This is a genomic window from Halorubrum salipaludis (genome assembly GCF_002286985.1).
Taxonomy (GTDB): Archaea; Halobacteriota; Halobacteria; order Halobacteriales; family Haloferacaceae; genus Halorubrum; species Halorubrum salipaludis.
The window spans coordinates 83909-109648 of record NZ_NSKC01000008.1 but is presented as its reverse complement, the minus strand read 5'-3'; the positions used below and the strand labels follow the sequence as shown (position 1 = coordinate 109648).

Annotated in this window: 25 protein-coding genes; 8 read left to right on the top strand and 17 right to left on the bottom strand. The window is 69.6% G+C overall.

Going from position 1 to position 25740, the window contains the following annotated elements; all coding sequences use genetic code 11:
- Window positions 1-50: 50 nt before the first annotated feature.
- The 12 genes from CK500_RS12150 to CK500_RS12095 all read right to left on the bottom strand — a co-directional run bounded on the left by CK500_RS12150 (window position 51) and on the right by CK500_RS12095 (window position 12366).
- Window positions 51-1385, bottom strand: a complete 1335-nt coding sequence (locus CK500_RS12150; RefSeq protein WP_095637486.1) for a tRNA (N(6)-L-threonylcarbamoyladenosine(37)-C(2))-methylthiotransferase — start codon at window positions 1383-1385, stop codon at window positions 51-53.
- Window positions 1386-1470: 85 nt separating this feature from the next.
- Window positions 1471-1788, bottom strand: coding sequence for a helix-turn-helix domain-containing protein (locus tag CK500_RS12145; RefSeq protein ID WP_095637485.1), 318 nt, complete (start codon window positions 1786-1788; stop codon window positions 1471-1473).
- Between the two features lie 110 nt (window positions 1789-1898).
- Window positions 1899-4463: a hybrid sensor histidine kinase/response regulator gene (locus CK500_RS12140; protein ID WP_095637484.1), complete on the bottom strand. Its 2565-nt coding sequence runs from the start codon at window positions 4461-4463 to the stop codon at window positions 1899-1901.
- A gap of 114 nt (window positions 4464-4577) precedes the next feature.
- Window positions 4578-5447 (bottom strand): succinate--CoA ligase subunit alpha, encoded by an 870-nt coding sequence (sucD, locus tag CK500_RS12135; protein ID WP_095637483.1) that lies wholly within the window; start codon window positions 5445-5447, stop codon window positions 4578-4580.
- A complete protein-coding gene (gene sucC, locus CK500_RS12130; protein ID WP_095637482.1) occupies window positions 5444-6589 on the bottom strand; it encodes an ADP-forming succinate--CoA ligase subunit beta in 1146 nt (381 codons plus the stop codon). Before sucC ends, sucD begins: the two co-directional genes overlap by 4 nt.
- Window positions 6590-6686: 97 nt before the next feature.
- Complete coding sequence (locus CK500_RS12125) at window positions 6687-8096, bottom strand: class II fumarate hydratase (RefSeq protein ID WP_095637481.1); 1410 nt, start codon at window positions 8094-8096, stop codon at window positions 6687-6689.
- A gap of 107 nt (window positions 8097-8203) precedes the next feature.
- Complete coding sequence (locus CK500_RS12120) at window positions 8204-8404, bottom strand: hypothetical protein (RefSeq protein ID WP_095637480.1); 201 nt, start codon at window positions 8402-8404, stop codon at window positions 8204-8206.
- A 45-nt stretch (window positions 8405-8449) separates the two neighbouring features.
- Entirely contained in the window at window positions 8450-8863 is a 414-nt protein-coding gene (locus CK500_RS12115) for an EamA family transporter (RefSeq protein WP_095637479.1), read from the bottom strand.
- Window positions 8864-8873: 10 nt separating this feature from the next.
- Window positions 8874-9197: a BolA family protein gene (locus tag CK500_RS12110; protein ID WP_095637478.1), complete on the bottom strand. Its 324-nt coding sequence runs from the start codon at window positions 9195-9197 to the stop codon at window positions 8874-8876.
- Between the two features lie 111 nt (window positions 9198-9308).
- Entirely contained in the window at window positions 9309-10406 is a 1098-nt protein-coding gene (locus CK500_RS12105) for a DUF4382 domain-containing protein (protein ID WP_095637477.1), read from the bottom strand.
- Window positions 10407-10537: 131 nt separating this feature from the next.
- On the bottom strand, window positions 10538-11863 hold the full coding sequence (locus CK500_RS12100; RefSeq protein ID WP_095637476.1) for a 5'-deoxyadenosine deaminase: 1326 nt from the start codon (window positions 11861-11863) through the stop codon (window positions 10538-10540).
- An 89-nt stretch (window positions 11864-11952) separates the two neighbouring features.
- A complete protein-coding gene (locus CK500_RS12095) occupies window positions 11953-12366 on the bottom strand; it encodes an SHOCT domain-containing protein (RefSeq protein WP_095637475.1) in 414 nt (137 codons plus the stop codon).
- Between the two features lie 111 nt (window positions 12367-12477).
- On the opposite strand from CK500_RS12095, the gene CK500_RS12090 reads away from it, so the two are divergent.
- Window positions 12478-13107: a non-canonical purine NTP pyrophosphatase gene (locus tag CK500_RS12090; RefSeq protein ID WP_095637666.1), complete on the top strand. Its 630-nt coding sequence runs from the start codon at window positions 12478-12480 to the stop codon at window positions 13105-13107.
- Window positions 13108-13143: 36 nt separating this feature from the next.
- Here CK500_RS12090 and CK500_RS12085 read toward each other — a convergent pair whose 3' ends face one another.
- The 3 genes from CK500_RS12085 to CK500_RS17430 all read right to left on the bottom strand — a co-directional run bounded on the left by CK500_RS12085 (window position 13144) and on the right by CK500_RS17430 (window position 15761).
- A complete protein-coding gene (locus tag CK500_RS12085; RefSeq protein WP_095637474.1) occupies window positions 13144-14484 on the bottom strand; it encodes an aminotransferase class III-fold pyridoxal phosphate-dependent enzyme in 1341 nt (446 codons plus the stop codon).
- A 337-nt stretch (window positions 14485-14821) separates the two neighbouring features.
- On the bottom strand, window positions 14822-15097 hold the full coding sequence (locus tag CK500_RS12080) for a PadR family transcriptional regulator (RefSeq protein WP_095637473.1): 276 nt from the start codon (window positions 15095-15097) through the stop codon (window positions 14822-14824).
- Window positions 15098-15614: 517 nt separating this feature from the next.
- Window positions 15615-15761 carry a hypothetical protein gene (locus tag CK500_RS17430; protein ID WP_198951557.1) on the bottom strand — a complete coding sequence of 49 codons (147 nt, stop codon included), beginning with the start codon at window positions 15759-15761 and terminating at the stop codon, window positions 15615-15617.
- Between the two features lie 500 nt (window positions 15762-16261).
- Between CK500_RS17430 and priS the strand changes: the two genes are divergently transcribed.
- The 4 genes from priS to CK500_RS12060 are packed head-to-tail and all read left to right on the top strand — an operon-like array spanning window position 16262 to window position 20460.
- Window positions 16262-17425, top strand: coding sequence for a DNA primase small subunit PriS (priS, locus tag CK500_RS12075; protein ID WP_095637472.1), 1164 nt, complete (start codon window positions 16262-16264; stop codon window positions 17423-17425).
- On the top strand, window positions 17422-18531 hold the full coding sequence (locus CK500_RS12070) for a DNA replication complex subunit Gins51 (RefSeq protein WP_095637471.1): 1110 nt from the start codon (window positions 17422-17424) through the stop codon (window positions 18529-18531). Before priS ends, CK500_RS12070 begins: the two co-directional genes overlap by 4 nt.
- Window positions 18532-18543: 12 nt before the next feature.
- Window positions 18544-19185 carry a DUF998 domain-containing protein gene (locus tag CK500_RS12065; RefSeq protein WP_095637470.1) on the top strand — a complete coding sequence of 214 codons (642 nt, stop codon included), beginning with the start codon at window positions 18544-18546 and terminating at the stop codon, window positions 19183-19185.
- A 24-nt stretch (window positions 19186-19209) separates the two neighbouring features.
- Complete coding sequence (locus CK500_RS12060; RefSeq protein WP_095637469.1) at window positions 19210-20460, top strand: MBL fold metallo-hydrolase; 1251 nt, start codon at window positions 19210-19212, stop codon at window positions 20458-20460.
- A gap of 6 nt (window positions 20461-20466) precedes the next feature.
- Here the strand turns inward: CK500_RS12060 and CK500_RS12055 are convergent, their stop codons facing one another.
- On the bottom strand, window positions 20467-20922 hold the full coding sequence (locus CK500_RS12055; RefSeq protein WP_144049555.1) for a hypothetical protein: 456 nt from the start codon (window positions 20920-20922) through the stop codon (window positions 20467-20469).
- Window positions 20919-21503, bottom strand: coding sequence for a DUF7344 domain-containing protein (locus tag CK500_RS12050; RefSeq protein ID WP_095637467.1), 585 nt, complete (start codon window positions 21501-21503; stop codon window positions 20919-20921). The genes CK500_RS12055 and CK500_RS12050 overlap by 4 nt, the downstream gene beginning before the upstream one ends.
- Before the next feature lie 488 nt (window positions 21504-21991).
- On the opposite strand from CK500_RS12050, the gene CK500_RS12045 reads away from it, so the two are divergent.
- From CK500_RS12045 to CK500_RS12035, 3 genes are all read left to right on the top strand, one after another.
- On the top strand, window positions 21992-22645 hold the full coding sequence (locus tag CK500_RS12045; protein ID WP_233139155.1) for a hypothetical protein: 654 nt from the start codon (window positions 21992-21994) through the stop codon (window positions 22643-22645).
- A 33-nt stretch (window positions 22646-22678) separates the two neighbouring features.
- A complete protein-coding gene (locus tag CK500_RS12040) occupies window positions 22679-23932 on the top strand; it encodes a hypothetical protein (RefSeq protein WP_095637465.1) in 1254 nt (417 codons plus the stop codon).
- A 242-nt stretch (window positions 23933-24174) separates the two neighbouring features.
- A complete protein-coding gene (locus tag CK500_RS12035) occupies window positions 24175-25734 on the top strand; it encodes a VWA domain-containing protein (protein ID WP_095637464.1) in 1560 nt (519 codons plus the stop codon).
- Window positions 25735-25740: the final 6 nt, after the last annotated feature.

Sequence of the window (25740 nt, the reverse complement as noted above, 5' to 3'; positions counted from 1 at the left end):
GTCGCTACGCCGAGGAGGTGGTCGAGCCGGAGGAGCCGCTCCCCGAGTCGCTACGCCGAGGAGGTGGTCGAGCCGGGGGCGTCGTCGCGCTCGACGGACTCGCCGTCGACCGAACCCCGCTCCGCCGAGTCCGGCGCGACCGGGTCGCCGAACGCGTAGACGGTGTTGTGACCGGTCACTTCGACCTCCAGGAAATCGCCCACCTCCACGCCGCGCTCGGTGGCCTTTTGAACGATGATCTGTCGGTAGGCGGAGTCGCGGCACTTCACGGAGTCGCCGGTGCCCTCCTCGACGACGAGGGCCTCGAAGGTCTCGCCGACCATCGACTCGTACGCCTCGCCGACGACCTCCATCTTCAGCTCGGACATCGCCTTCGAGCGCTCCTTCTTGACGGTGCCGCCGAGCCCCTTCATCTCGGCGGCGTCGGTGCCGGGCCGCTTCGAGAAGCGGGTGACGTTGATCTTCTCCGGGCGGACCTCGGCGAGCAGGTCCATCGAGCGCTCGTGGTCGGCGTCGCTCTCGGTGGGGAAGCCGACGATGAAGTCGGTCGAGAGCGTCCAGTGGTCGAGCCGGTCGTCGAACGTCTCGACGACCTCGCGGAACTTCCCGACGCGGTGCTGGCGGCGCATGTCCTCGAGCACCGCGTCCGAGCCGGACTGGACCGGCGCGTGGACGAAGTCGTACAGCTCCTCGTTCCTCGCGAACACGTCGGCCAGCTCCTCGTGGATCCCGTGGATCCCGCCGGGGTTGGCCATCCCGAGCCGGACGCGGAACTCGCCGTCGATGTCGCAGATCCGGTCGAGCAGCTCCGGGAGCTTCCGGTCGCCCTCGTCCCAGCCGTAGACGCCGGTGTCCTGGCCGGTCACCCGGATCTCCTTCGCGCCGGCGTGGACCAGCGCGCGGGCCTTCTCGACGTTCTCCTCGACCGAGGGGGAGTCGACCCGCCCGGTCGCGAACTTGGTGATGCAGTACGAGCAGTTGCTCATGCAGCCGCGCGCGATGGGGAGGATGCCGACGACGCCGTCGAGGACGGGCTCGGCGTCGGGGGTGACCGTCGGGCACTCGCCGTTGAGCACGTACGCGGGCACCTCGTCCCAGTGGAGGATCTCGGCGTCGACGTCGGCCTCCTCGAACGCCTCGCCCTGCGCGAGCGCCATGCAGCCGGTGACGACGAGCTCCGCGGTGATCTCCGCTAACTCCTCCGCGCGCCGGAGCATGTTCCGTTCCGTCTTCTCGACGACCGTGCAGGTGTTGAGGATGGCGACATCCGCGTCTTCGGGACCGTCGGCCGGGCGGTGGCCGCCGTCGCGCAGCGCCCGCTCTATCTCCCGGCTCTCGCCCCGGTTGGAACTACAGCCGTACGTTTCGATGTGATACGTCGCCATCGAGTGTGCTCACTACCGGTCGCGCGGGCAAAAACGCGACGGATCGGGGAGGAAGCGGACCGGGAGAGCGGCGCGTCGGTCGGCGTCAGTCCTCGGCGACCGCGGTCGCCGTCGGCGCCTCCGCGTCGGGCTCGGAGGCGGTCTCGGGCTCGGACCCGGTCGGCCGCTCCGACTCGGGGACGGCCGCATAGACGGACCGGCGGGCGTCCTTGGGGCAGAGGCCCTCCTCGACGAGCCCGACCTCGGTGAGCTTCTCGACCGCGAACCGGACGGTTCGGGTCGAGAGGCGGGTCTCCTCGGCGAGCCCGGTCTGGTCGAACCGGTCCTCCTCGTCGAGGACGTAATAGACCAGTTTGGCGCTCGGCGGGAGCGGCTCGAGCAGCTCGCGGGTTCCTTCGTCCATACCCGGTACACACGGTCGAGTCGGGCATAACCGTGGCCCGGGTGTGCGCCCGCCCCGCACGTCCACGACCGTTTTATATAGGGTGTCGGTGCCGGCGCGTCCGACCCCGGTCAGTCGCCCGTCCGGAACTCGAACCGCGCGCCGTCCCCGTCGACGACCTCGAACTCCCATCCGTGAGCGGCCGCGATCTCGCGGACGATCGCGAGCCCGAAGCCGGTTCCGCGCGGATCGCTCGAGGTCCCGTACTCGGTCGCCTCCTCGGGGTCGATGTCGAAGCCGGCGCCGTCATCGGCGACGTAGAAGCCGTCGGGGAGCGCGCCGACGCTGACCGTGACGCCGCCGGCGTCGGGTGCTGGATTGCTACCGTGCTCCACGCTATTTGTAAACAAGTTCTCGAGCAGGGTACGCAGCCGCTCCGGGTCGGCCTCGACGGTGAGCGAGCTCCCGGGCGGGTCCAGCGTCGCGTCCGCGGTGTCGACGGTCTGCCACGCCCGCGCGGCCGCGTCGGCGAGCGAGACGGTCTCCAGTTCGTCGACGGTCCGGCCCTGGCGCGCCAGCGCGAGCAGGTCGTCGATGAGCTCCTCCATCCGGTCGTGGGCGTCCCCGATCCGGTCGAGCTCGTCGAGGGCCTCGCCGTCGTCGACGGCCGACCGCGCGATTCCGAGCCGGCCGGCCGCGACGTTGAGCGGGTTCCGGAGGTCGTGGGAGACGAGCCCGGCGAACTTCTCCAACCGATCTATCTCCCGCTGGAGCTCGGCGTCGCGCTCGCGCAGCTGGGCCGTGCGCTGAGCGTGGTTGAGCGCGACCGTGACGTTCGCGCCGAGCACCCGCGCCAGCTGTACCGCGGTGTCGTCGAAGAAGCCCGGCTCGCGGGAGCCGAGCGGCATCACGCCGTGGTCACCAAGCGGGACGACGAGCAGGCTCCGATGCTCGCCGTAGCCGATGGCGGTGTCGACCGCGTCGAGGTCGTCGACGACGATCGGCTCGCCGGTCTCGAACGCCTCCCAGAGCCGCCCGTCGCCGGGGCCGAAGGCCGGCCGCTCCCCGAGCGCCTCTGTCGCCTCCTCGCTTATCGCGGTCGGCAGCAGCGCATCGGTCTCGGGGTCGTACAGCCGGACGCCGCTGCTCGGGAACTCCAGGATGTCGATCGCCGCTCGCGTGGCGAGCGCCGCGACCTCTTCGCGGTCCCCGCCGCGGAACATCTCGCGGGTCGTCTCGTGGAGCCGCCGGAGGGTGCGTTCGACCCGCTTCTGGTCGTCGATGTCGGCGTAGACGTTGTAAACGATCGTCTCCTCCGACCGGTCGACCGGGATCACGTTCAGGATGAAGTCGCGGAGCCCGTCGGTGGTCTGCCGCCGCACCTCCCGCCGGACCGGTTCGCCGTCTTCGAGAACGCCGCTCGCGTCGATTGGATCGCTGCCTTCGGGGATGATCGCGTCGTGGATCTCCTCGTAGCCGTGGTCCGCCTCGGAGAGGCCGAACGTCTCCTCGAACGCCTCGTTCGTGGCGTCGATCCGCCGATCGGCCCCCTCGGCGGGCGCGGTCCTGATGACGGGGAGCGGCAGGTCTCGGAAAAACGCGGAGAGCTTGTCGCGTTCGGCCCTGAGCGCGTTCTCCGTCTCGAGCTGTTCGAGCGCGTCCGCGGCGTGGGCGGCCAGCAGCTCGGCGAACTCCACGTCGCCCTCGTCGAACGCGGCGTACCCGTCCGAGACCGCCTGGAACACGCCGTACGACCCGATCGGGACGCTGATCGCCGAGCGGATGTTGTCCGCGACCGGGTCGGCCAGCTCCGCTCCGTCCGCTGAGGCGTCCGCGTCGCCGTCGTCCCCGCCGTCGGACCCTTCTCTCCGACCGCCCTCCTCGGAGGGGGACGCTCCGCTCGGAGTCTCCGGATCTTCGAGGTCGTCCGGGTCCGCCGGGTCGACGCTGAGGTTGTCGACGACGATCGTCCGCTCCTCGGCGGCCGTGGTCCCGACGACGCCCTCCCCGAGATCGAACGTCCTGACCTCGTCCTCGCCGACGTTCGCCGAGCGCGCCGTGGGGACGAGCCGGTCGTCGAGGCGCCGCGCGGTGACGCAGCGGTCGAACTCCAAGATCCCCTCGGCGGCGCCGACGACGCGCTCGAACACCTCGTCGGCGCTCTCGGCCGCCGCCACCTCGGTCGCGAACTCGTGGATCGCGGTGACCTTCGCGTTCACCTCCCGGAGGTCGCGTTCGGCCCGGCGGCGGTCGAGGGCGTTCTCGACGCTGTTCGCGAGTATCTCGTACCGGTCGCGACCGACGCCATTCTGGAGGTAGTCCGTGACGCCCGCCGAGATCGCCTCGCTCGCGATCTCCTCGCTCCCCCGCCCGGTGAACAGCACGAACGGGAGCCCGGGATCGATCGCTCGGACCGCCTCGAGGAGTTCGAGCCCGTCGGTGCCGGGCATGTTGTAGTCGCTGACCACGCAGTCCACCCGCTCCTCGCGGACGACGTCGAGGGCGTCCGCCGGCGCGGTCCGCGTCACCGTCTCGACCCGATCGACGAGGCGCTCGACGTGCGTTGCGGCGAGGTCGGCCGCGCCCGGCTCGTCGTCGACGAGGAGCACCCGGCGCGGCCCGCCCCCGGCCGGCTCCGATCCCCGGAAGGCGTCGGCTCCCGGACCGCCCCGGCCGTCCGTGGGATCGGTATCCATAGTCACACCTCTCCCCACGGGTAATTTTACCTTTCGCTCCGGTATCCGAAACTGAGAACGGCGGCGAAACGGCCGGTGCGGGGCGGTTCTCCGTTACGGCTCCCCGAAACCGACTTACAGGAAGTCCTCGACGTGGTCGGCGACCTCCTCCGGGGTGTCGCCGACGGGGACGCCCGCGTCGTTGAGCGCGTCGATCTTCGACTGGGCGGTGCCCGTGCCGGAGCCCGAGACGATGGCGCCCGCGTGGCCCATGCGCTTGCCCGGCGGCGCCGTGCGTCCGGCGATGAAACCGGCGACCGGCGTGTCCATGTGCTCGCCGATGAAGCGGGCGGCCTGCTCCTCGTCTTCGCCGCCGATCTCGCCGCACATCACGACCGCGTCGGTGGCGGGGTCGGCCTCGAACGCCTCCAGCGCGTCGATGAAGGAGGTGCCGATGATCGGATCGCCGCCGATGCCGATGGCGGTCGACTGGCCGAGGCCGCGCTCGGTGAGGTTGTCGACGACCTGGTAGGTGAGGGTGCCGGACCGCGAGACGAGCCCGACGCGGCCCTCGGAGAAGATGTTTCCGGGAAGGATGCCGAGCTTCGCCTCGCCGGGCGTGATGATGCCCGGACAGTTCGGGCCGATGAGGCGGGTGTCAGTCTCGCTCAGGCGCTTGTTCACCTTCGCCATGTCCTGGGTCGGGATCCCCTCGGTGATGGCGACGGCGAGGTCAAGGTCGGTGTCGAGCGACTCGAAGATCGCGTCGGCGGCGAACGCCGGCGGCACGAAGATGACGGAGGCGTCCGCGTCCTCCTCCTCGACGGCCTCGTCGACGGTGTCGTAGACGGGGACGCCGTCGACCTCCTGGCCGCCCTTGCCGGGCACCGCGCCGGCGACGACGTTGGTGCCGTACTCGATCATCTGGCCGGCGTGGAACTTCCCTTCCCCGCCGGTGATCCCCTGCACTACCACCCGGGTGTCGTCGTCGACGAAAATGCTCATTGGGTCACCTCCTCTGCGTTCTGCACCGCGCGCTGGACCGCGTCCTCCAGCGTCTTCTCGACTTCGACGAGGTCCGTGTTCAGGATCTCCATCCCCTCCTCGGCGTTCGTGCCGGCGAGCCGGACGACCACCTTCTTCGGGATCTCGTCGAACTGCTCTAAGGCCTCGTTGATCCCCTTGGCGACCTCGTCGCCGCGGGTGATCCCGCCGAAGATGTTGAACACGACGGCGTCGACGTTGTCGTCGGAGAACACCATGTCGAGCGCCTGCGTGACGCGCTCTGCCTTCGCGCCGCCGCCGATGTCGAGGAAGTTGGCGGGCTTGCCGCCGTAGTAGTCGACCAGATCCAGCGTCGTCATCACGAGCCCGGCGCCGTTGCCGATGATGCCGACATTGCCCGACAGGCGGACGTAGTCGAAGCCGTACTCGCCGGCCTTGCGTTCGAGGTCGTCCTCGTAGGACTCCTCGGCCAGCTCCTCGAGGTCGGGGTGGCGGAACAGCGCGTCCTCGTCGATGTTCATCACGGCGTCCGCGGCGATCACGTCGCGGTCGCCCGTGATCATGACGGGGTTGACCTCGATCTCGGAGGCGTCGTTCTCCTCGTAGAGGTCGTACAGCGTCGAGAGGATCGAGGCCACGTCGAGCGCCACGTCGGCGTCGACGCCGGCCTCGTAGACGACTTTGCGGGCCTGATACGGGTGAAGCCCGAAGGAGGGGTCGACGTGTTCGCGGGCGATCGCGTCGGGGTTCTCCTCGGCGACCTCCTCGATGTTCACGCCGCCCTCGGTCGAGACCATCAGGACCGGCTTGCCCTCGCCGCGGTCCATCGTGACGCCGACGTACAGCTCGTCGACGAAGTCGACGCCCGCCTCGACGAGCACGGAGTCGACCGTGTACCCCTTCAGGTCCATGCCGAGGATCTCCTCGGCGTACTGCTCGGCCTCCTCGCGGTCGGTCGCGATCTTGATGCCGCCGGCCTTCCCGCGGCCGCCCACGTGGACCTGCGCTTTGATCGCAGCCGGGTAGCCGATCTCGTCGACCGCGTCGAGCGCCTCGTCGACGCTCGTCGCGAGCCGGGAGTCCGGTACGGGGATCCCGGCGTCGGCGAAGATAGTCTTCGCTTGATGTTCGTGTAGTTTCATCCGTTTGGAACCCGGACCGACTGCGGCTTAAATGGTGCCGATCCGGCGCGAATCGCGCTCCAGAAGTCGGTGTTCGACTCGGGGGAGTCCGCGGCGCTCAGTCCTCGTCGCCGAGGATGACGCGGTGGGTCATCGCCTCGGGGTCGAGCACGTCGTCGGCCTCTTCCGCGGTGAGGTACCCCTCGTCGACGGCGACCTGCTTGACGCTTTTCCCCTCCTTCAGGGCCTTCTTGGCGACCGTCGAGGCCTTGTCGTAGCCGATCGCGGGGTTCAGCGCGGTCGCCAGCGCCATCGACTGCTCGACGCGCGTCTCGCAGTGCTCCTCGTTGGCCTCCAGCTTCGCGACGAAGCGCTCGCCGAAGGTGGCGGCGACGTTCGAGAGGATCTCGGCCGACTCGAGGAAGTTGTGCGCGAGCACGGGCTTGTAGAGGTTTAAGTCGATCTCGCCGCGGGCCGCCCCCGCCGAGATCGCGGCGTCGTTGCCGACGACCTGCTTGTGGACCTGGTTGACCGACTCGGCGACGACCGGGTTGATCTTCCCGGGCATGATCGAGGAGCCGGGCTGGTTCTCCGGCTGCTCGACCTCCCCGAGCCCGTTGCGGGGGCCGGAGGCGAGCAGGCGGAGGTCGTTGGCCATCTTGTTGAGGCTGCCCGCGATCGTGCGGAGCGCGCCGTGCGCCTCGCTCATCGCGTCGTGGGCGGCCTGCGCCTCGAAGTGGTTGTCGGCCTCGCGGAACTCGGTGCCCGTCTCGTCGGAGATGTACTCCGCCGCCAGCTCCGGGAAGTCGGGGTGGGTGTTGAGCCCGGTGCCGACCGCGGTGCCGCCCAGCGCGAGCTCGCGGAGGTTCGACTGGGCGCGCTCGGCGCGCTCGATCCCTTTCGCGACCTGCGTCCGGTAGCCGCCGAACTCCTGTCCGAGCCGGATCGGGGTGGCGTCCTGGAGGTGCGTCCGGCCGGTCTTGACGACGCCGTCGAACTCGGCCTCCTTCGCCTCAAGCTCCGCGTGGAGGGTCTCGAGGGCGGGCACCAGGTCCTTCTCGACGGCCTCCAGGGAGGCGACGTGCATCGCGGTCGGGATCACGTCGTTCGAGGACTGGCCGTAGTTGACGTGGTCGTTGGGGTGGACGACCCGGTCGCCGATCTCCGCGCCCGCGATCTCGGCGGCGCGGTTGGCGATGACCTCGTTGGCGTTCATGTTCGAGGAGGTGCCCGAGCCGGTCTGGAACACGTCGACCGGGAACTGGTCGTCGTGCTCGCCCGCGATCACCTCGTCGGCGGCGGCGACGATCGCCTCCGCCGTGTCGTCGTCGACGAGGCCCAGGTCGCGGTTGGCCTGCGCGGCGGCCTTCTTGACGACCCCGAGCGCGCGGATGAACCGGCGGCTCATCCCGATCCCCGAGATGGGGAAGTTCTCGACGGCGCGCTGGGTCTGTGCGCCCCAGTAGGCGTCCGCCGGCACCTGCATCTCTCCGAGGCTGTCCTCCTCCGTGCGGTAGTCCTCACCCATGCGTGCGCGTTCCGGGGAGACCGGGTAAAAGCTACTGGAAGCGGCCGCGGTTCCCGCGCCGCGGGAAGCCGATCTCGCACGGACGCGCGCTCGGCGTCCTCGCCAGCTCACTCCCCACCCGCCGTCCACCCCGCGAGCGCGACGAACCCGAGCGTCATGCCGAAAAACAACAACAGCACCCAACCGAATCCCGGCGCCACCGCCTCTCCGCGGAAGAACTGCACGCCGAGGAACAGAGCGACGACGAGGGCGACGACCGGCCACGAGGCGTCCCGCAAGCGCTGTAACAGGGAGGGAGGGAGTCGCATGCGGCGGCGTTCGGTGGCCGGACACCTAAAAGTCGACGCCCTCGCTCAGTACGCGATCAGCACGACGGCGACGACCGCGGCGCCGATGCCGGCGATGTCGCTGAGCGCGAGCGACTCGCCGAGCACCGCGACGCCGAGCACCGCGGCGACGACGAAGTACAGCGCCGTGATCGTGGTCGCGACGCTGGACGCGCCGGTCTGGAGCGCGGCGTAGTACGACACCGCGCCGATCCCGGAGGCGACGCCGGCGAGCGCCGCGATCCCTATCGCGGTCGGGTCGTTCCCGAGGACGGTCGTCCCGCGGTAGAGGACGTACAGCCCGGCGACGCCGATCCCGACCGTGTAGGAAACGATCATCGCCGCTTCGGGCGCCATCGAGCGCGTCGCCACGTCGGCGAATATCGCCCAGAACCCCCACGCGACCGCGCCGAGCAGCGCGAGCCCGACGACGTGGTTCATCGGTCCGGCCTCACTCCCCTTCGACCGGGAACAGCCCCGCCTCGCGGAGGTCGTCGTCGAGGGCGCCGTCGCCGTGCTCCGCGTACGCCTCGGGCGTGTACGTCTTGATCTCCAGGGCGTGGACCGACCGCGTCATGTGGTCGCCGACGGCGTCGTACACGCGCTGGTGCTGGTCGACGAGCGACTCCCCGTCGAAGGCGGGCGAGACGACCCACGCCGCGAAGTGGGCGTCCTCGTCCTCGTCGTCGTGGACGCGCGGGGTCGTCACGCGGGCGACGGCGTTCGGGATTCCGTCCTCGATGAGATCGGCGATTTCCGACGGGTCGATGGTCATACGCCCTGTCGGGTCCGCCTCGGCAAAAAGCGACCGCATGATCGGCGCGGGGCGCCGCGTTCGGTTCGGCTGCGATTTCGGTACCGGTGCCAGCGTCAGTGCCGACCCGGATCAGCTCTCCGTCTCGTTCGTCGCCGTCCCGTTTTCGGCGTCGCTCGATCCGTCGTCGGTCTCGTTTCCGCCGCTCTCGCCGCCTTCGTCTTCGTCGCTGCCGTCGTCCGCACCGTCTTCCCCGTCGTCGTCTTCGTCCTCATCGTCATCGCCTTCGTCCTCATCCTCGTCCTCGTCGTCGGTCTCGTCCCCGATCTCGTTCACTTCGACATCGCGACCGGCGACCCCGCTCCCCGAGATCACGGGCTGGAGGATGTAGCCGTTGTTCGGGCCCCGCTTGACGACGTTGATGTCGAAGACGAAGCTGACCGGCTCGTCGGGTGTGACCTCGAACCCGTTCGTGATCTGGAGCTTCTCGCTCGGGAGCTTCACCTCGACCTCCTCGCCGTCGACGATCCCCTCGACCGCGGTGACGGAGAGCTCGATCTTCTCGTAGCTTCCCGCCGGGATCTCACCGTCGAACACGGCGATGGCGTCCTCTTCGATCACCTGCGTCAGGTCGACGGTCGCGCCGTCGAGGGCGACGACGGTGAAGCCGCGGTCGTCTTCGGATTCGTCGTCTTCGTCGTCATCCTCGTCTTCTTCATCTGCGTCTGCTTCCTCGTCGCCCCCGTCGTCCGGGTCCTCGTCCGCGTCGTCGTCCTCGTCCGCGGTTCCGTTCGGCGAGTCGTCCTCCTCGGTCTCGTTGCCGGCCTGTTCGCCCTCGTCCTCGTCTGCGTCGTTCTCCTCCTCGTCGTCCTCGTCGTCCTCGTCATCTCCCTCGCTCGCCTCGAAGATCCGCGCCTCGTCGAGAGTGACGTTCAGCTGGTCGAAGTCGTCGATGTCGGCCGGCGCGTCGCTGATGAGGAGTCGGAAGTTGCCGGTGAGCGTCTCGGAGCCGTCGGAGTCGTCCGAGCCGTCGCTCCCGTCCGAGCCGTCGGACGGCGAGAGTCCTCCGTCGCCGGCACAGCCCGCGAGCAGCGTCGCGCTTGCGCCCGCGCCGAGCGCGACGAACTCGCGTCGCCGGAAGGCGTCGGTGGGCCCGTCCGGAGACTGGTCGTCCGGTGACTGGTCGTCCTGAGAGCGGTCGTCGCCTGTCGTCCGCGATCGGTCCGTCATGGTGACTCGTCGAACGTCCCCCGAACGGGTATAAACGGGAGATTCTCGTCCCGAATTTGTTCGGATCAAACCGGTTTTTCGGGTGACGGCGGGGATCCGCCGTGCCCGTCCGCGACCGCTCCGCCGACCGGCTACAGTTCGGCCGTTTCGATGCCCGCCTCGTCGACCACGCGCTTCGCGTGGCGCGTGGCGCGCTCGCGGACCGCGTCGGCGTCGATCCCGACGTGCTCGCCGTCGTCGTACCGGACCTCGCCGTCGACCATGGTGAAGGTCACGTCGTCGCCGTGGGCGGCGTACACCAGGTGCGAGAGGGGGTCGTGGAGGGGGGTGGCGCGGGTGCGGTCGGTCGTGAGCCCGATCACGTCCGCGCGCTGGCCTTCCCGGAGCGTGCCGAGGCGGTCGAAGCCGGCCGCACGCGCGCCGTTCGTCGTCGCCATCTCCAGCACCGTCGGCGCCGGGAGCCGGGTCGGGTCGCGGGCGTCGACCTTCCCGAGCAGGCTCGCCTGCCGCATCTCTGTGAAGGGGTCGAGCGTGTTGTTGCAGGGCGGTCCGTCGTTGCCGAGCGCGACCGCGATCCCGCGGTCGAGGTAGTCCTGCACGGGGGCGATCCCCGAGGCGAGCTTCATGTTCGAGGAGGGGCAGTGCGTGACGACCGTGTCGGTGTCGGCGAGCACCTCGCGCTCGGCCTCGTCGGTGTGGACGCAGTGCGCGAGCGTCACATCCGGTCCCGTGAGCCCGACTTCGTCGAGCCAGAGGACGTTCCGCATCCCGGTATCCTTCTCGACGGCGGCGATCTCGTCCTCGTTCTCGCTCGCGTGCGTGTGGATCGTCACGCCGTCGTAGCTGTCCGCGAGGTCGCGACAGCCGCGCAGGCACGCCTCGGTACAGGAGACGGCGAACCGCGGCGTGACCGCGTAGCGCACCCGGCCGCCGGCGGCGCCGTGGTGCTCGCGGATGAGGGACTCGCTCTCCGCGAGCGCGGCGTCGGTGTCCTCGATCAGCCCCTCGGGCGACTCCTTGTCCATCAGCACCTTCCCGAGCCGCGCGCGGATCCCCGTCTCGACCGCCGCCTCGAACGCCTCTCCGGCGTGGTTGACGGAGAGGTGGTCGACGACGGTGGTGGTCCCCGACTCGAGGCATTCGAGGTAGCCGAGCTCGGCGGCGGCGCGGGTCGCGTCGGCGTCCATCGCCGCCTCCATCGGGAGCACGGCGTCGAACAGCCAGTCGAGGAGGGCGGCGTCGTCGGCGATCCCCCGACCGAGCGACTGCACCGAGTGCACGTGGCCGCCGACGAGCCCGGGAGCGACGATGTCGAGCTCGCGGCGCTCGCGGTCGGGGTACTCCTCGCGGAGGGTCTCGGCGTCGCCGACCGCGGCGATCGTCTCTCCCTCGACGACGACGGCGCCGTCGGGGATCACGGTCTCGGGGTCGGCGATGACGGTTCCGGCGATCAGCATGTCCGTCCGTTCCTGTCGGTCGGCTCTTAAGAGGATGTCCGTTCGGGTCGGACCGGCGGAACCCCCGAGTCTCGGCCGGGCCGCACTGGCTACTCGAACTCCAGGTCGCGCTCTCGGTCGCGCTCCCGTCCGCCGTCGGCGCGGTCGGACCCGCCGTCGGCGCGGTCGTTCAGCTCCTCGGTCTCCAGGAGCCGATCGAGCTTCCGCTCGAACTCCTCCTCGCCGATCTCGCCGGACGCGTACCGCTCGCGGAGCGTCGCCAGCGGGTCCCCGGTCGTCGCCGCCGCGGACTCCCCGTCCGCCGTCTCCGACTCGACGAGGGGGAAGTCCTCGCCGAGCAGGGCTACCGTCGGGACGAGCACGAGGAAGCCGAAGATGAACGTGGCCGGGATCAGCGGTTCGAGGACCCCCGGCAGGAGGACGGCGAAAAGCGCCGTGAGCCCGAACGAGAGGACCGCGATGAGTCCGATCAGCCGCTTCTTCTCGAACGTCGGGAGGGCCATATGCTGTCGTTTCGACGAATCAACAAAAAACGTACCGGCGAGCGGGGCGTCGAACCGACCGCGCCGCCCGCGACCGACGGGTATTCGTTCCGGCCGCCCGCATCGGGATCCGTGCTCAGATACGTGACGACGAACCCCGGGAAGGTGCACGAGGCGGAGCGGTACCTCCGGGACGGCTCGGTTGAGCGGCTCGACTTCGACTACCCGGAGATCCAGGCGGCCGAGCTCGGTCCGATCGCCGCGCAGGGCGCCCGGGAGGCGTACCGCCACGCCGGCGAGCCGGTGCTCGTCGACGACGCGGGGCTGTTCGTCGAGGGGCTCGACGGCTTCCCCGGCCCGTACTCCTCGTACGTCGAGGAGACGCTGGGGGTCGAACGCGTCCACGAGATCGCCGCCGACCTCGACGACCGCCGCGCCGCGTTCCGGTGCGTGCTCGGCTACTGCGACGGCGACGGGTTCGACGCGAGCCCTGACCCGGTCGACCGCGGGGACCGCGACGCGGCCGCGGCGGCGGGACCGGACGCGGACGCCGATGACTCGGACGCCCTCCCGGTCAAGCTGTTCGAGGGGTACGTCCCCGGTCGGATCGTCGCGCCGCGCGGGGAGGGCGGGTTCGGCTACGACCCGATCTTCGAACACGACGGCGAGACGTTCGCCGAGATGGACACCGAGCGGAAGAACGCGGTGTCGCACCGCGGCCGCGCGTTGGAGAAGTTCGCGGAGTGGTTCGCGGACCGGTAGGCCGCGACGGAAGCGCTCTCGACGACGGTGTCGGGTTTACGCGGCGTCTTCGATCGCCGCGGCGAGGAGGTCGCAGCCGAGCGCTATCTCGCGTTCGGTGACGTCGAGCGGCGGGAGGACGCGGAGCACGTCGTAGCCGCACGAGAGCGTGAGCAGCCCCCGCGAGAACGCCTGTTTCATGGCCGCGTCGCGGCGCTCCTTCGAGTCGAACTGGAGCGCGAGCATCAGCCCCTTCCCGCGCACGTCGTCGACGCCCGGGAGGTCGGCGTCGCGCATCGTCTCCTTGAACTGTCGCCCGCGGACCGCGGCGTTGTCCAGCAGGTCGTGCTCGCGGATCGCGTCGAGCGTGAGCGCGCCCTGCGCGGAGGCGAGGATGTCGCCCGCGCCCCACGTCGAGGAGAGCCGGCTCTTCTCCTCGGGGAACACGTCCGAGCGGGAGATCGTCGCGCCGACGCGGAGCCCCTTCGCACTGGAGATCACGTCGGGTTCGAGCGCGTAGTGGTCCGAGCCCCACAGCTCGCCGGTGCGGCCGACGCCCGACTGGATCTCGTCGGCGATCAGGGTGATGTTGTGCTCGTCGACGAGGGCGGCGACCTCGTCGGCGAACGCGTCCGAGGGGAACCGGTAGCCCCCCTCACCCTGGATCGGCTCCATGATGAGGTACGCCACGTCGTCGGGGTCGATGTGGCCGCGATCCGGATCGAGCTTCCGCCGGAGCTGCGAGACGCCGTCGGCGAAGAAGCCGCACGAGCACGTCTCGGCGGTGCAGGTCCGGTCGTCGCAGAAGGGCACGTCGTGGACGCCGCTTATCTCCGGGAAGTCGCGGCGGTAGACGGACTTCGACCGGTTGAGCGAGAGCGCGCCGAGCGTCCGCCCGTGGAACGCGCCGTCGAAGGTGATGGCGTGTTTGGCGCCGCCGGAGTCGTCGTACGCGATCTTGATCGCGTTCTCGACCGCCTCCGCCCCGGAGTTCGAGAGGAAGACGGTGTCCATGTCGTAGTGGGACGTGATGTCGGTGAGCCGCTCCATCAGCCCGGACGAGCCGGGGAGCCCGTCGCCCGGCGACTCGCCGCCGGCGACGTAGAAGTCCTGGCCCGCGATCTTCAGCGGGTCGACGAGGTCGAACTCCGCGAGCGGCTCCATAATCTTCGGGTTGTTGTACCCGAGCGGCGCGGCGGCGACGTGGCTCGTGAAGTCCATGAGGACGTTGCCGTCGACGTCGGTACAGAACGGGCCCTCGGCGGGCGCGGTGCGGTCCCAGACGAACTCGTAGACGTACGTGCTCGGCGCGGCCGACTCGTGGTGGTACTCCACCCACTCCCGCGCGCGGTCGCCCGGGAGGTCGGTCACGTCGGGGGCGGCGGTGTCGCGATCCATGCCTGCGTGTGGCACTCGGGGAGATTAAAATAAAGGCGATCCGCGCGCAGTTGGAGAAACGTCCAACTCGCGGCGCAGACTATCCAGATGTGAGAAGAAACGGGCGGAACGGCGGGAAAAGGGCGATTCGGGGCAGAGGGGGAAGCGGGGCAGAGGGGGAAGCGGGGCAGAGGGCGATGCGGGAGCAAAGGGAGATGCGGGGGCAGAGGGCGATGCGAGGAGAGAGAGGATGCGAGGACAGAGGGAAGATGCGGGGACTGAAAACGAAGCCGCGGCGGCGAAGGACGGACCGCTACGGACCGACGGAGCCGCCGGGGGCGTCGGCGATCTCGACCGATCAGTGGTCGATGTACTGCGCCTCCCACTCGGTCCGCGCGTCGATCTCGCGTCGCCCGCGGCGGGTCAGCGTGTAGTAGTTCGTGCGCCGGTCGCGTTGGCCCTTCTCGACGAGCCCCTTCTCGACGAGCGTGTCCAGGTTCGGATAGAGCCGGCCGTGGTGGATCTCCTTTTCGTAGTAGTCCTCGAGCTCCTCTTTGATGGCGAGTCCGTGAGGCTCGTCCAGACCGGCGATCACGTAGAGCAGGTCACGCTGGAAACCTGTGAGGTCGTACATGCAACAGTCCGTACATACCCATCCTGAATAAATAAATATACCGTTATAAGAAACGCCCATCTCGTTGTCACCCGCCCTAATCGGCGGATTTCGCGGGATCCGTTCTGTCAGCGGTTCAACCGTCTGCTCGGTTCGAACGCGGTTTCGTCCCGGAAATTTTGTTTCTGTACGCTGAGATATTTACTCCACCGAGCGATCGACTCACGGCGTCGAGACCGCCCGTGAAGGCGCCTGTGGCGGGTATCGGTCGGCTCAGGCGATCGGCGCGTGTCGCGACCGGAGCCGCCGGTGGACGTTCGGTCGGCGGGCGTCGATCGGCGCGAACGTGCGGATCGGCGATCAGGAAACAGGACAGCGTGGACGCTCTTCGATGCTGTCGTCGGTCGGAAAGAGGCACGCCCGACGCGGAAAAAAGCCGCGTCGGGCCTGCCGTTGGTCCCCGCTGACGCTTCGGCCCTCCAGACGAAGCGTCACCTGTTCGTACAGGGTACCGACTGATAAACCTAACGAGCGCGCGCTACATGTGTTCTTCTTCTAACACCCAGCCGAGCGCGCGCTTGTAGTGGGTGAACAGCTCCTCGACGCCGCGGTGCTGCATCTCCTCGTTGTCCAGCTGCTCGCGGAGGAACTCGTACTGCTCGCGAACCTCGTCTTCGGAGCGCATGCGTCCGGATACGGCTCGGGCCCGGATAGTGTTGTGGCTGCGGATTGTCGGGTCATTGTCGACGTACCGACGGTGAATACTTCCAAAGCCCCAGGCGGGAGGACACCACACGCTCGCTGCGCTCCTCGGTCGCTCACTTCGTTCGCTCCCTGCGGTGCTTGCGTCGCCTGTGGTGTCCTCCCGCCTGCCCCTTTGAGTCCCACCCCGCACCGCACAGCACCGCAGCCTCACGCCTCCCCAGCCTCGTCACCGGACTACGTCCGGTTGCAAGCGAGAGCTTCGCTCTCGCCCTGTCGCTGGCGGCCTTCCCTTCGTTCGGCCGCCAGCGACTCCCTCGCGCGTGCTGGCTCGCGGCCGCCTGCGGCGGCCACTCGCAGGCACGCGCCACCGGGAGGTCCAACCGTCGCGGGCGTCATCGTCCTCCGGTCGCTTATGCCGCTCAGTCCGCGCCCGTCCGGAACGATACGTTGATACGTCGACCGCCGGTACCGGATGAGACGATGGACGACCGGACGCGCGAGTACCTCAAGGGCCGGTTCGGCGACTACTACCGCCGGGCCTCGCCGGCGCTCCCGCCGGACGCGAACCTCCGCGAGTGGGGCCACATCCCGTGGACTCCCGGGTCGGGCACGACGATGCTCCGCCACCAGTCGCTGTACGACTTGGGCGACGTGGACACGTTCTTCGCGGACAACGCGCCCCGGCACGCGTACTTCTCGGCCGCCCGCTACGACGACCCCGGCGCGTCGACGATGTCGCAGAAGGGGTGGCGCTCCGCCGACCTGATCTTCGACCTCGACGCCGACCACCTCCCCGGCGTGGACCCGGAGACGACCTCGTACCCCGAGATGCTCGCCGAGTGCAAGCAGGCCCTCCTCCGCCTGCTCGACTTCCTCGACGACGACTTCGCGTTCGAGGACCTCACCGTCGTCTTCTCCGGCGGACGCGGGTATCACGTCCACGTCCGCGACGAGGGCGTCCGGGAGCTGAACAGCGACGCGCGCCGCGAGATCGTCGACTACGTGCGGGCGATCGACCTCGACACCGAGGGGCTGATCCGGACGGTCTCCGAGCGCGGCACGACGAAGCGCGTCCTGCGGACCGAGGGCGGCTGGGGCGCGCGCGTCCACGAGGCGCTGGTCGAGTACGCCGACGACCTCCGCGACATGGACGAGGCCGACGCCCGCGAGCGACTGACGGAGCTGGAGGGGATCGGCGAGGGGCGCGCGGAGACGATCCTCGGCGCCTTCGACCGCAACCCCACCGCGGTCCGCGAGGGCAACGTGGAGGCCGGCGGCCCCGGCGTCCGCCGGCTGGTCTCCGCGCTCGCCGCGCGCGTGACCGCGACCGACACGGCGCCGATCGACGAGCCGGTCACCACCGACACCCGGCGGCTCATCCGGCTCCCGGGCACGCTACACGGCGGGTCCGGGCTCGTGGTCACGCCGATCGACCGCGTCGAGCTCGACGAATTCGATCCGCTCCGCGACGCGGTGCCGGACCGGTTCGTCGGCCGCGAAATTCAGATCGAGACTGACGCCGATCGGACGGTAGAATTAAACGGCGAGCGCGTTAGAGTTGAACCCGGTAGAAACACCGTGCCCGAGTTCGCGGGGGTCTTCCTGATGGCCCGCGGCGAGGCGCGGAAAGCCCCCGAACGATGAACCTCGACGAGCTCAGATCGGCCCAGGCGAAGGAACGCCGCAAGGACAGCCTCCAGCACCTGCGGGACTCCTTCTACGACGACGTCGCCGCCTACGTCGCCGACCTGCGCGCGGCCCGCGACCGCCGCGCCGAGCAGGTCGACAAGCCGTTCTCCGACGACGACGTGCGGCGGATGTCCGACGAGGTCGAGACCGCCGAGGAGGTCGCGGAGGCGCTGTACGAGCGCCGCGTCGGCAAGGTCGTCAAGCTCGCGTCGTTCGCGGCGGCGGACATGCCGGTCGACGAGGACGGCATGACCACGGAGGAGCGACAGCTGTTCGACGATCTCGTCGACCGGATCGGCGAGAACAAGTCGCGCGTGCTCGACGTGCTCGCCGGCGAGGAACCCCCCGCCTCGCCCGAGCGCGACGAGGCGGTTCCGACGGACGTGACGACCGAGTCGACGGCGGATGCGACAGATGGGGCCCCCACGGCGGACCCAGAGCCGTCCGCGCCGGAGCCGCCCGCACCCGCACCCGAGCCCGACTCCGCCGCTGAGTCGCCGCCCGACGCGCCGTCGGACGGGGACGGCGGGAGCGGCCGGAGCGCGGCGGCCGAGGGGAGCGCCGACGCGCTCGCCGGCGCCATGGGCGGTTCTGACGAGGAGGTGGCGGACGCCCTCGACGCCACCACCGACGGCGGGGCCCCGGCGGCCGGGCCCTCGACCGCCGGTGTCAACCCGACCGCGGGCGACGGACCCACCCCGGTTCCGCCGGAGCCGGCTCCCCCCGGAGCACCTGGCTCGGACGCGGGCGACGACCCCGATCCGGCCGCGATCGACGACGAGCCGGCCGAGGGCGGCGCCGCCCCCGACGACGCACACACCGACGACACACCCGCCGCCGACACACCCGCCGACGACACACCGGCCGGCGACGCGCCGGTCGACGCCGCGTCGTCCGACGACGCCCCCGCCCGCGCCACGGTCCGGATCACCCGCGACGTGGGCGCGATATTCGGGGTCGACGAGCGCGAGTACGAGCTCGCGAGCGAGGACGTGGTCACGCTCCCCGCCGAGAACGCGGACCCGCTGGTCCAACGGGACGCCGCGGAGCGCCTCGACTGAAGCCGTTCTCCGATGTTCACCGCCGACGCCGGCGGCGACGCGGTCGCCGCCACCCGAGCGCTCGGCGCCGTGGCCACCCTGCTCGCGCTCGGCGGGATCGCCGCCGCGATTCTCCTCGATCCGACGTTCTCGTGGACGACCGACGCGCTCTCCGATCTGGGGGTCCGCGACCGGAGCGCCCCCGCGTTCAACTGGGGGCTGATCCTCGGCGGCGCCGCGGGCGTCGGCTACGCCCTCGGCCTCCGGTGCTCGTCGTCGGAAGCCGGGATCACGGACGGGGCCCGCGCCGGCGTCCTCGCGCTCGCGATGGTCGCGATGGCCGGCGTCGGGGTCTTCGACCTCACGGAGCCGCTCCACGGCCCGGCCGCGATCGGGTTTTACGCGCTTATCACGGTCGTCTTCGCGATCGACGGCCTCGCACGGCGCGGGACGGCGACCGGACGCCTCGCCCTCGCGTTCGCTCCCGTCCACGTCGCCGTCTGGGCGACGTTCGCGGCGGGCTGGTGGCCGGTGTCCGGACTCGCGCTCCCGGAGCTGCCGGGCGCGTTCATGCTCGCGGCGTGGGTGTGGGTCGTCGGACCCCTGCCGGTCCTCAGTCCGGGGCTCGGCTCGTCCGGATCGCGACGCGGAGACGCCGGGACCGACGAGCACTAACGCGCCGGGCGAGTGGGTTCCGGCATGGAGGTCGAGTTCCTCGGCGGCGCCCGCGAGGTCGGTCGGAGCGCCGTCCTCGTCGACGACGCGCTCCTCGTCGACTACGGCCTGCTGACCGCCGACCCCCCGCAGTACCCCCTCCGCGACCCCGAGCCCGACGCGGTGGTGGTCTCGCACGGCCATCTCGACCACGTCGGCGCGGTGCCGGCCCTCCTGAAGGGGGACCGGCGACCCGCGATCCACTGGACGCCGCCGACCGCGGAACTCGCGCGGACGCTGGCCCGCGACACCCTGAAACTCCACGGCAATAGTCCGCTTTGCCCCTTCTCGGAGGAGCACGTCGCGCGGCTCGGCGAGGTCGAAGAACGGCAGGCCTACGAGGAGCCGTTCGTCGTCGAGGCGGGCGGCACCGCCTACGAGGTGACGCTGTTCAACGCCGGCCACATTCCGGGGTCGGCACACGTCCTGATAGATGACGGAGACACACGCTTGCTGTACAGCGGCGACTTCCACACCGACGACCAGCGGCTCGTCTCCGGCACGACCGCGCGGCCCGACGCCGACGCCGTGATCTGCGAGTCGACGTACGCGGACGTGACCCACGAGGACCGCCGCGCCGTCGAGGACCGCTGGGCGGAGCGCGTGAAGACGGCGATCTGGGAGGGCGGCACCGTCGTCGCCCCCGCGTTCGCGATCGGACGGACCCAGGAGCTCATGCTCGTCGCCGAGGCAAACGACCTGACGCCGTACGTCGACGGGATGGGTATCGAGGTGACCGAGCTGGTCCGCCGGTATCCCGAGTTCCTGCGCGATCCGGAGGCGCTCCGCCGGGCGGCGGGCGCCGCGCGCTTCGTCACCGGCCGCGACGGCCAGCGGGAGCGGATCGCCGGCGACAACGGGCTGATCGTCACCACCTCGGGGATGCTCGCCGGCGGCCCCGTCCACTCGTACCTCCCGGCGATCCGGGCGAACCCGACCAACCTCGTGACGCTGACGGGGTATCAGGTCGAGGGAACGCCCGGGCGGGAGCTACAGGAGCACGGGCGGCTGGCGATAAACGGCACCGTCCGTCCCGTCAGCGCGCGCGTCGAGTCGTTCGACTTCTCCGCGCACGCCGACCGCGGCGGGCTCGAGTCGTTCTTGGGCGCCTACCGCGGCGCTCGGGTGCTCGTGAACCACGGCGACCGCTGCGAGTCGTTCGCGGCGGCCCTGCGCGAGGACGGGTTCGACGCGACCGCGCCCGAACTGGGAGAGCGGGTCGAGGTGTCGGCGTAGATCCCGTCAGCCGACCGCGTCGCAGGCGTCCTCCACGGTCTGGGTCGTCGACGCGCGGACGCCGGGACCGGCGGCGTCGGCGCGGAACGTCAGCGCGTCCCCTCCCGACTTCCCGCAGTCGACGGTCACGTCGACCGTCGCCGACCCGCCGGCGGAGATCGGACCGCCGATCTCGGGGGTCGCGATCGGCTCTTCCCCGGCGCCGCGGGTGACGCGGATCTCGATCCCGTCGAGGGGAACCCCGAACCGGTTCTCGTACGCCACGGTGACGACGGCGTCGCCGTTGCCCCCCGCGCTGCGGTTCACCGCCTCGAACCCGAGGTACGGGTCCTCGTTCGCCCCGGCGACGCCGACGTCGACGCCGCGGTCGCTCGTGACGTCGACGGCGGAGAGGCTCCCGAACGCCAGTCCCGCAGCCGCGAACAGCGCGAGAGTGAGGCCCACCGACCGAGTTCGGTTCATCGCTTCCGACGGGCGGCGGGCGGTCTCTCCGTCGTTCCCAGCCGCGTTCGGCGACCGATCGCGTGATGGGCCGCCGCCGAGATCCCGAAGGCGGTCGCGGTGAACGCGCCGGCGGCGAGGGGAGTGAACCCGGCGAATCCCGGCGCCTCGACGGCGACGGCGAACAGGAGCGCGACCGAGAGCGCCGAGAGGAGGATGTAGTAGCTGTTCCACGGGATCTCCCTGCCGCGCAGCACCTCGACGTACACCTCGATGCGTTCGAGTCCGGGGGCGGGCCTGACGGTGTCGTCCTCGTCGACGGTGACGATGTCGGTTTCGCTCAGCTTCGGGAGATGCGTGCGCTTGAGGGTGCTGTGGACGTTGTGGCGGTACTCGTACGGCACCTCATCGGCGTCGACGTCGAGCTCCCACGCGGCGACGTACCGCGACAGCTCCGAGACGTCCGGCGGCTCGTCTGCATGCTTGAGCGCGTGTATCACGAACCGCCGCCGCCGGTTCGAGAGGATCTCGAAGACGTCCTCGCTGGAGATCTCGCGGTCGGCCCCGCCTCGGTTGTCGGTGGTTCCTGTGATCGCGTTCATCCGGTGAACACCAGATTCGCCCCTCCCCCGCTGTTTATCGGCTACTGTTGCCGGTTCTATGGGGAAATGCTCACTGGGGGCCCATAAATAGGTAGGATAATTAACCAGAAAATATTTATCTTCCGACATATTTATGAATCCGTCTCTGCGGAACAAGATCATTTTGCCGGGAACGACTCGCCTCGAACCGGGTTTTCAGGCCGTCGTACGGGTTTGAATCGCCGTTGACCACCCGCGGATGGGGCGGATCGCTCCTCGAACGACCGGTGATCGCTCCTCCAGAGAGCGGCGACTGTCCGGTCGCGTGGTCGGATCGCTCCGACAGCGTGCTTCGTGTGCTGTGTTAGCGAGAATCTCATAATAAAGTGACACCCTTCCGATGTCGGTATCGAGCGCTCCGGCGCCGCGATCGAATCCGACCGGTCGGACGGCGGGTCCGTCCGGTCGAACGATCGGGGCCGGGGCGCACACCACGGGTGACACGACCAATGCAACGACGCAAGTTCGTCATCGGATTGGGCGCGACGGCCTCGGGAGGCGCCGCGGCTCTCGGAACCGGCGCGTTCAGTCGAGTGGAATCGCAGCGGCAAGTGAGCATCGAGGTCGCGACGGACGCAAACGCGTACCTCGGGATGGTCCCGATGGATACGCCGAACGGCAACAACTACGTCGACACCGACGGGAACGGCCACCTCTACATCGACGTTGGAGAGCACGACGACTTCGAGGGACCGGACGCCGAGCCCGGAGAGGGCGTCAACTCCGACTCGTTCACTTGGTTCGACGGGATGTTCCAGCTCTGTAATCAGGGCAAGGCCGAGGCGGACATCAGCTACGAGCTGCCCGCCCCGCCGGAGGATCGGGACATCGGCGGCAACTGGACGGCGCCCGCGGACGGGTACGACGAGCAGGTCGTCGGCTTCTACTACATCTCCGAGGGCGGCGACGACCCCGGCGACGAAGGCGACCGGATCTTCGTCGCAGAGGGCGACACCGTCCCGCTCGCGGTGGGCGAGTGCCGGGAGATCGGCGTCCGCACCGTGACCAAGGGCGTCGACGCCACGAACGGCTCGCCGCTCATCGACGGGGAAGTCGTGATCACGGCCGATTCGCCCGAGGCCGGCGAGCCGGCTGGCGACTGATCCACCAACCATGACACACACGGAGAAGCGACCATGAAGCGACGATCGTTCCTGCTCGGGACGGGCTCGGCGGCGGCCGGGGGAAGCGCCCTGATCGGCACGGGCGCGTTCTCCCGGATCGACGCCCAGCGCTCGGTCACGATCCAGGTGGCCGAGGACGACAACGCCTACCTCGGGATGAACGACTGCATCGACGGGGACGGCAACGAGACGCCGAACTCCAGCTTCGCCGACCTCGACGACCTCGGCCACCTCAGAGTCGACATGGGGGAGTCGGGCAACGGTGGCTCCGGCGTCAACTCCGAGTCGATCAGCTGGTTCGACAACGTGTTCCAGCTCTGTAACCAGGGCAAGGAGGACGTCTGTCTGTGGATCTCGGAGAAGGACGGCGCCGACCCCGACCGCGTCACGTTCTACGTGAACGAGGAACCGGAGACGACGACGCCAGAGAAGCTGGCGTTCCAGGACGGCGACCTCGTCGAGGACGACCCCGACCTCCAGACGCTCACGGGGGTCGACGACTCGATCCTGCTCGAAGTCGGTCACTGCGTCTGCGTCGGCATTCAGGTGTACACGCGCGAGGACGACGACTACGAGATCACCGCGCCGGGCGCCGGCGACGAGCTGCTCAGCGAGGTCAGCCTTGTCGCCGACGTCGGCGAAGAGGCGTGTAGGGCGGAGCCGGAGTGTGCGGAACTCGACGCGTTCATCGACTGTTACCAGGAGTCCCCCGACGAGGGCGACGAGTTCCCGGGGACGACCGCCTTCGACGTGACGAACGTCGGCGACGCCGCGCCCGACATGGACAGCGTCGGATTCGCGATCTTGGACAGCCCGGACGAGGAGGACATGGTGATGGACAACGGCGACCCGCTCGATCCCGGTGAGACCGCCGGGTTCTCGGCCGACACCGGACTCCCGCTCCGCGGGATCGTCTACTGGACGCAAGCGGAGTGCGACCCGGGGGACGTCCCCTACCCGACGCGTGACGACTGGACCGCTGACGACTCCAACTTCGTCACGCTCGACCCGGCCGTCGACGACTTCTTCCCCACCGACTCCACGGGCTCGCTGGACGCGCTCACCGAGGCCCGGTACACGGAGGTCCGGGACGTGTCGGACTTCGCCGACCTCGCGGACGCGTTCGACGACGCCGTCGCCGACCTGTACGACGTGGTCCCGTCGGACGCGTTCGTCACCGAGGTCGATCTCAGCGACTACCAGATCATCTCGGAGGACGAGTGGGAGGTCGGGAACCTCGGCGACCTCGAAGAGTGTTCGGGGTGAGACGCGGTGATCCGAGACGCCGACACGGCGGACGCGGCTCTCCGGGGTGATCGGAGAGCCGATCGTCGCCGGCGCGTCGGCGCGTCTCGGTCCTCCCCGTCTCAATTCGGGGGGCCTCGGCTCCCGCGAACGCCGAACCCGACACCCGTCGAGCGGACAGGAGCACAGCGAACGACGACTGACTGCGGTACGCTCGGCGTGCGAACGACCGAGTCGACGATCAGAAGCGAACACGACTCACGATGAAACGACGAACGTTCATCCTCGGTGCCGGAGCCACCTCCGTCGGTGGAAGCGCCCTGCTCGGGACGGGCGCGTTCTCCCGCGTCGAGTCACAGCGAAACGTAACGGTTCAGGTGGCCGAAGACCCGAACGCGTATCTCGGGTTACAGCCCCTCGAAACACCGAACAGCATGAACTACGTCGATCTCGACGAGCAGGGACACCTCGAGATCGACGTGAGCGAACACGACGACTTCGACGGGCCGGACGCGGAGCCCGGCGAGGGCGTCAACTCCGACTCCCGAACCTGGTTCGACGGGATGTTCGACATCTGTAACCAGGGGAAAGAAGACGTCTGTGTCTCCTACACCGCGCCGGACGACTTCGGGCGCGAGGACGCCGAACTCGTCTTCTACTACGACGGCGACAGCGACGGCGACCCCACGACGAGCGGTCGAGTCGACATCGAGGAGGGCGACCCCCTCCCGCTCCCGCTCGGGGAGTGCGTGACGATCGGCCTCCGGACGGAGACGTTCGACGTCGACGCGACCGACGACGCCCCGCTGTTCGACGGCGAGGTCACCGTCGCCGCCGACGTCGACGGTGACTGTTTCGCCGGCGAACCGGGGCCGGAGCCCGAGTGTCCCGAGTGCTCGTTCACGCCGGGATCGACCGACGACCCCTTCTCGAACCTGCTGTCGGCCGGTCCCGAACCGGGGGCGGGGTTCCCCGCCATCGACGCTCGGATCCGGGTCGACACCCCCGCCGGGAACGCCGGCGACCTCACCGCGTCGGACTTCGCGGTGTGTGAGGACGGCTGCGGACAGACGGTCGAGAGCGTCGACTTCGAGTCGGGCGGTGCGGTCGACATCGTCGTGGTGTTCGACGACACCGCGAGCATGGGCGGGGCGATAAACGACCTGAAAGCGGAGGTCAACGACTTCACGACGGATCTCGAAAACGAGGGCGTCGACGCCCGATACGCGCTCGTCTCGTTCAAGGACATCGTCGAGGTCGACACCGACTTCACGGACGCCGCGAACTTCCAGACCGCGGTCGACGGGCTGTCCGCGTCCGGCGGCGGCGACGCGGCAGAAGACAACGTGGACGCGATCGCGGTCGGCACCGGAAACGCGGCCGCACAGCAGGGCGACGGCGCGGAGCTCTCCGCGTTCCGTTCCGGGGCACAGCGGGTGCTGATCGACATCACCGACGTCGGTGCACACGACGAGACCGAAGACCATACGCGGTTCAGCCAGTCCGAGGTCGAGGGGTTCCTCAACGACGGGAACTTCAGCTACTACGCGGTCGCTCCGGACGCGACCGGGTACCCCGTCAACAAGAAGGACATCGCCGACAACGTCGACGACGGGACGTGGATCGAGTTCTCGTCCGATTCGAGCCTCACACCCGTCATCAATGACATCACGACCTCGATCACCGACGAGGCGTACGTGCTGTCGTACACGACCACGAACCCGGTGACGGACGGGTCGAACCGCCCCGTCGACGTCGAGGTCGACGACCCGGACGAAGGGCTGCTGTACGAGCAGGGCTCCTACACCGCGCCGTCGAGCTGATCGACC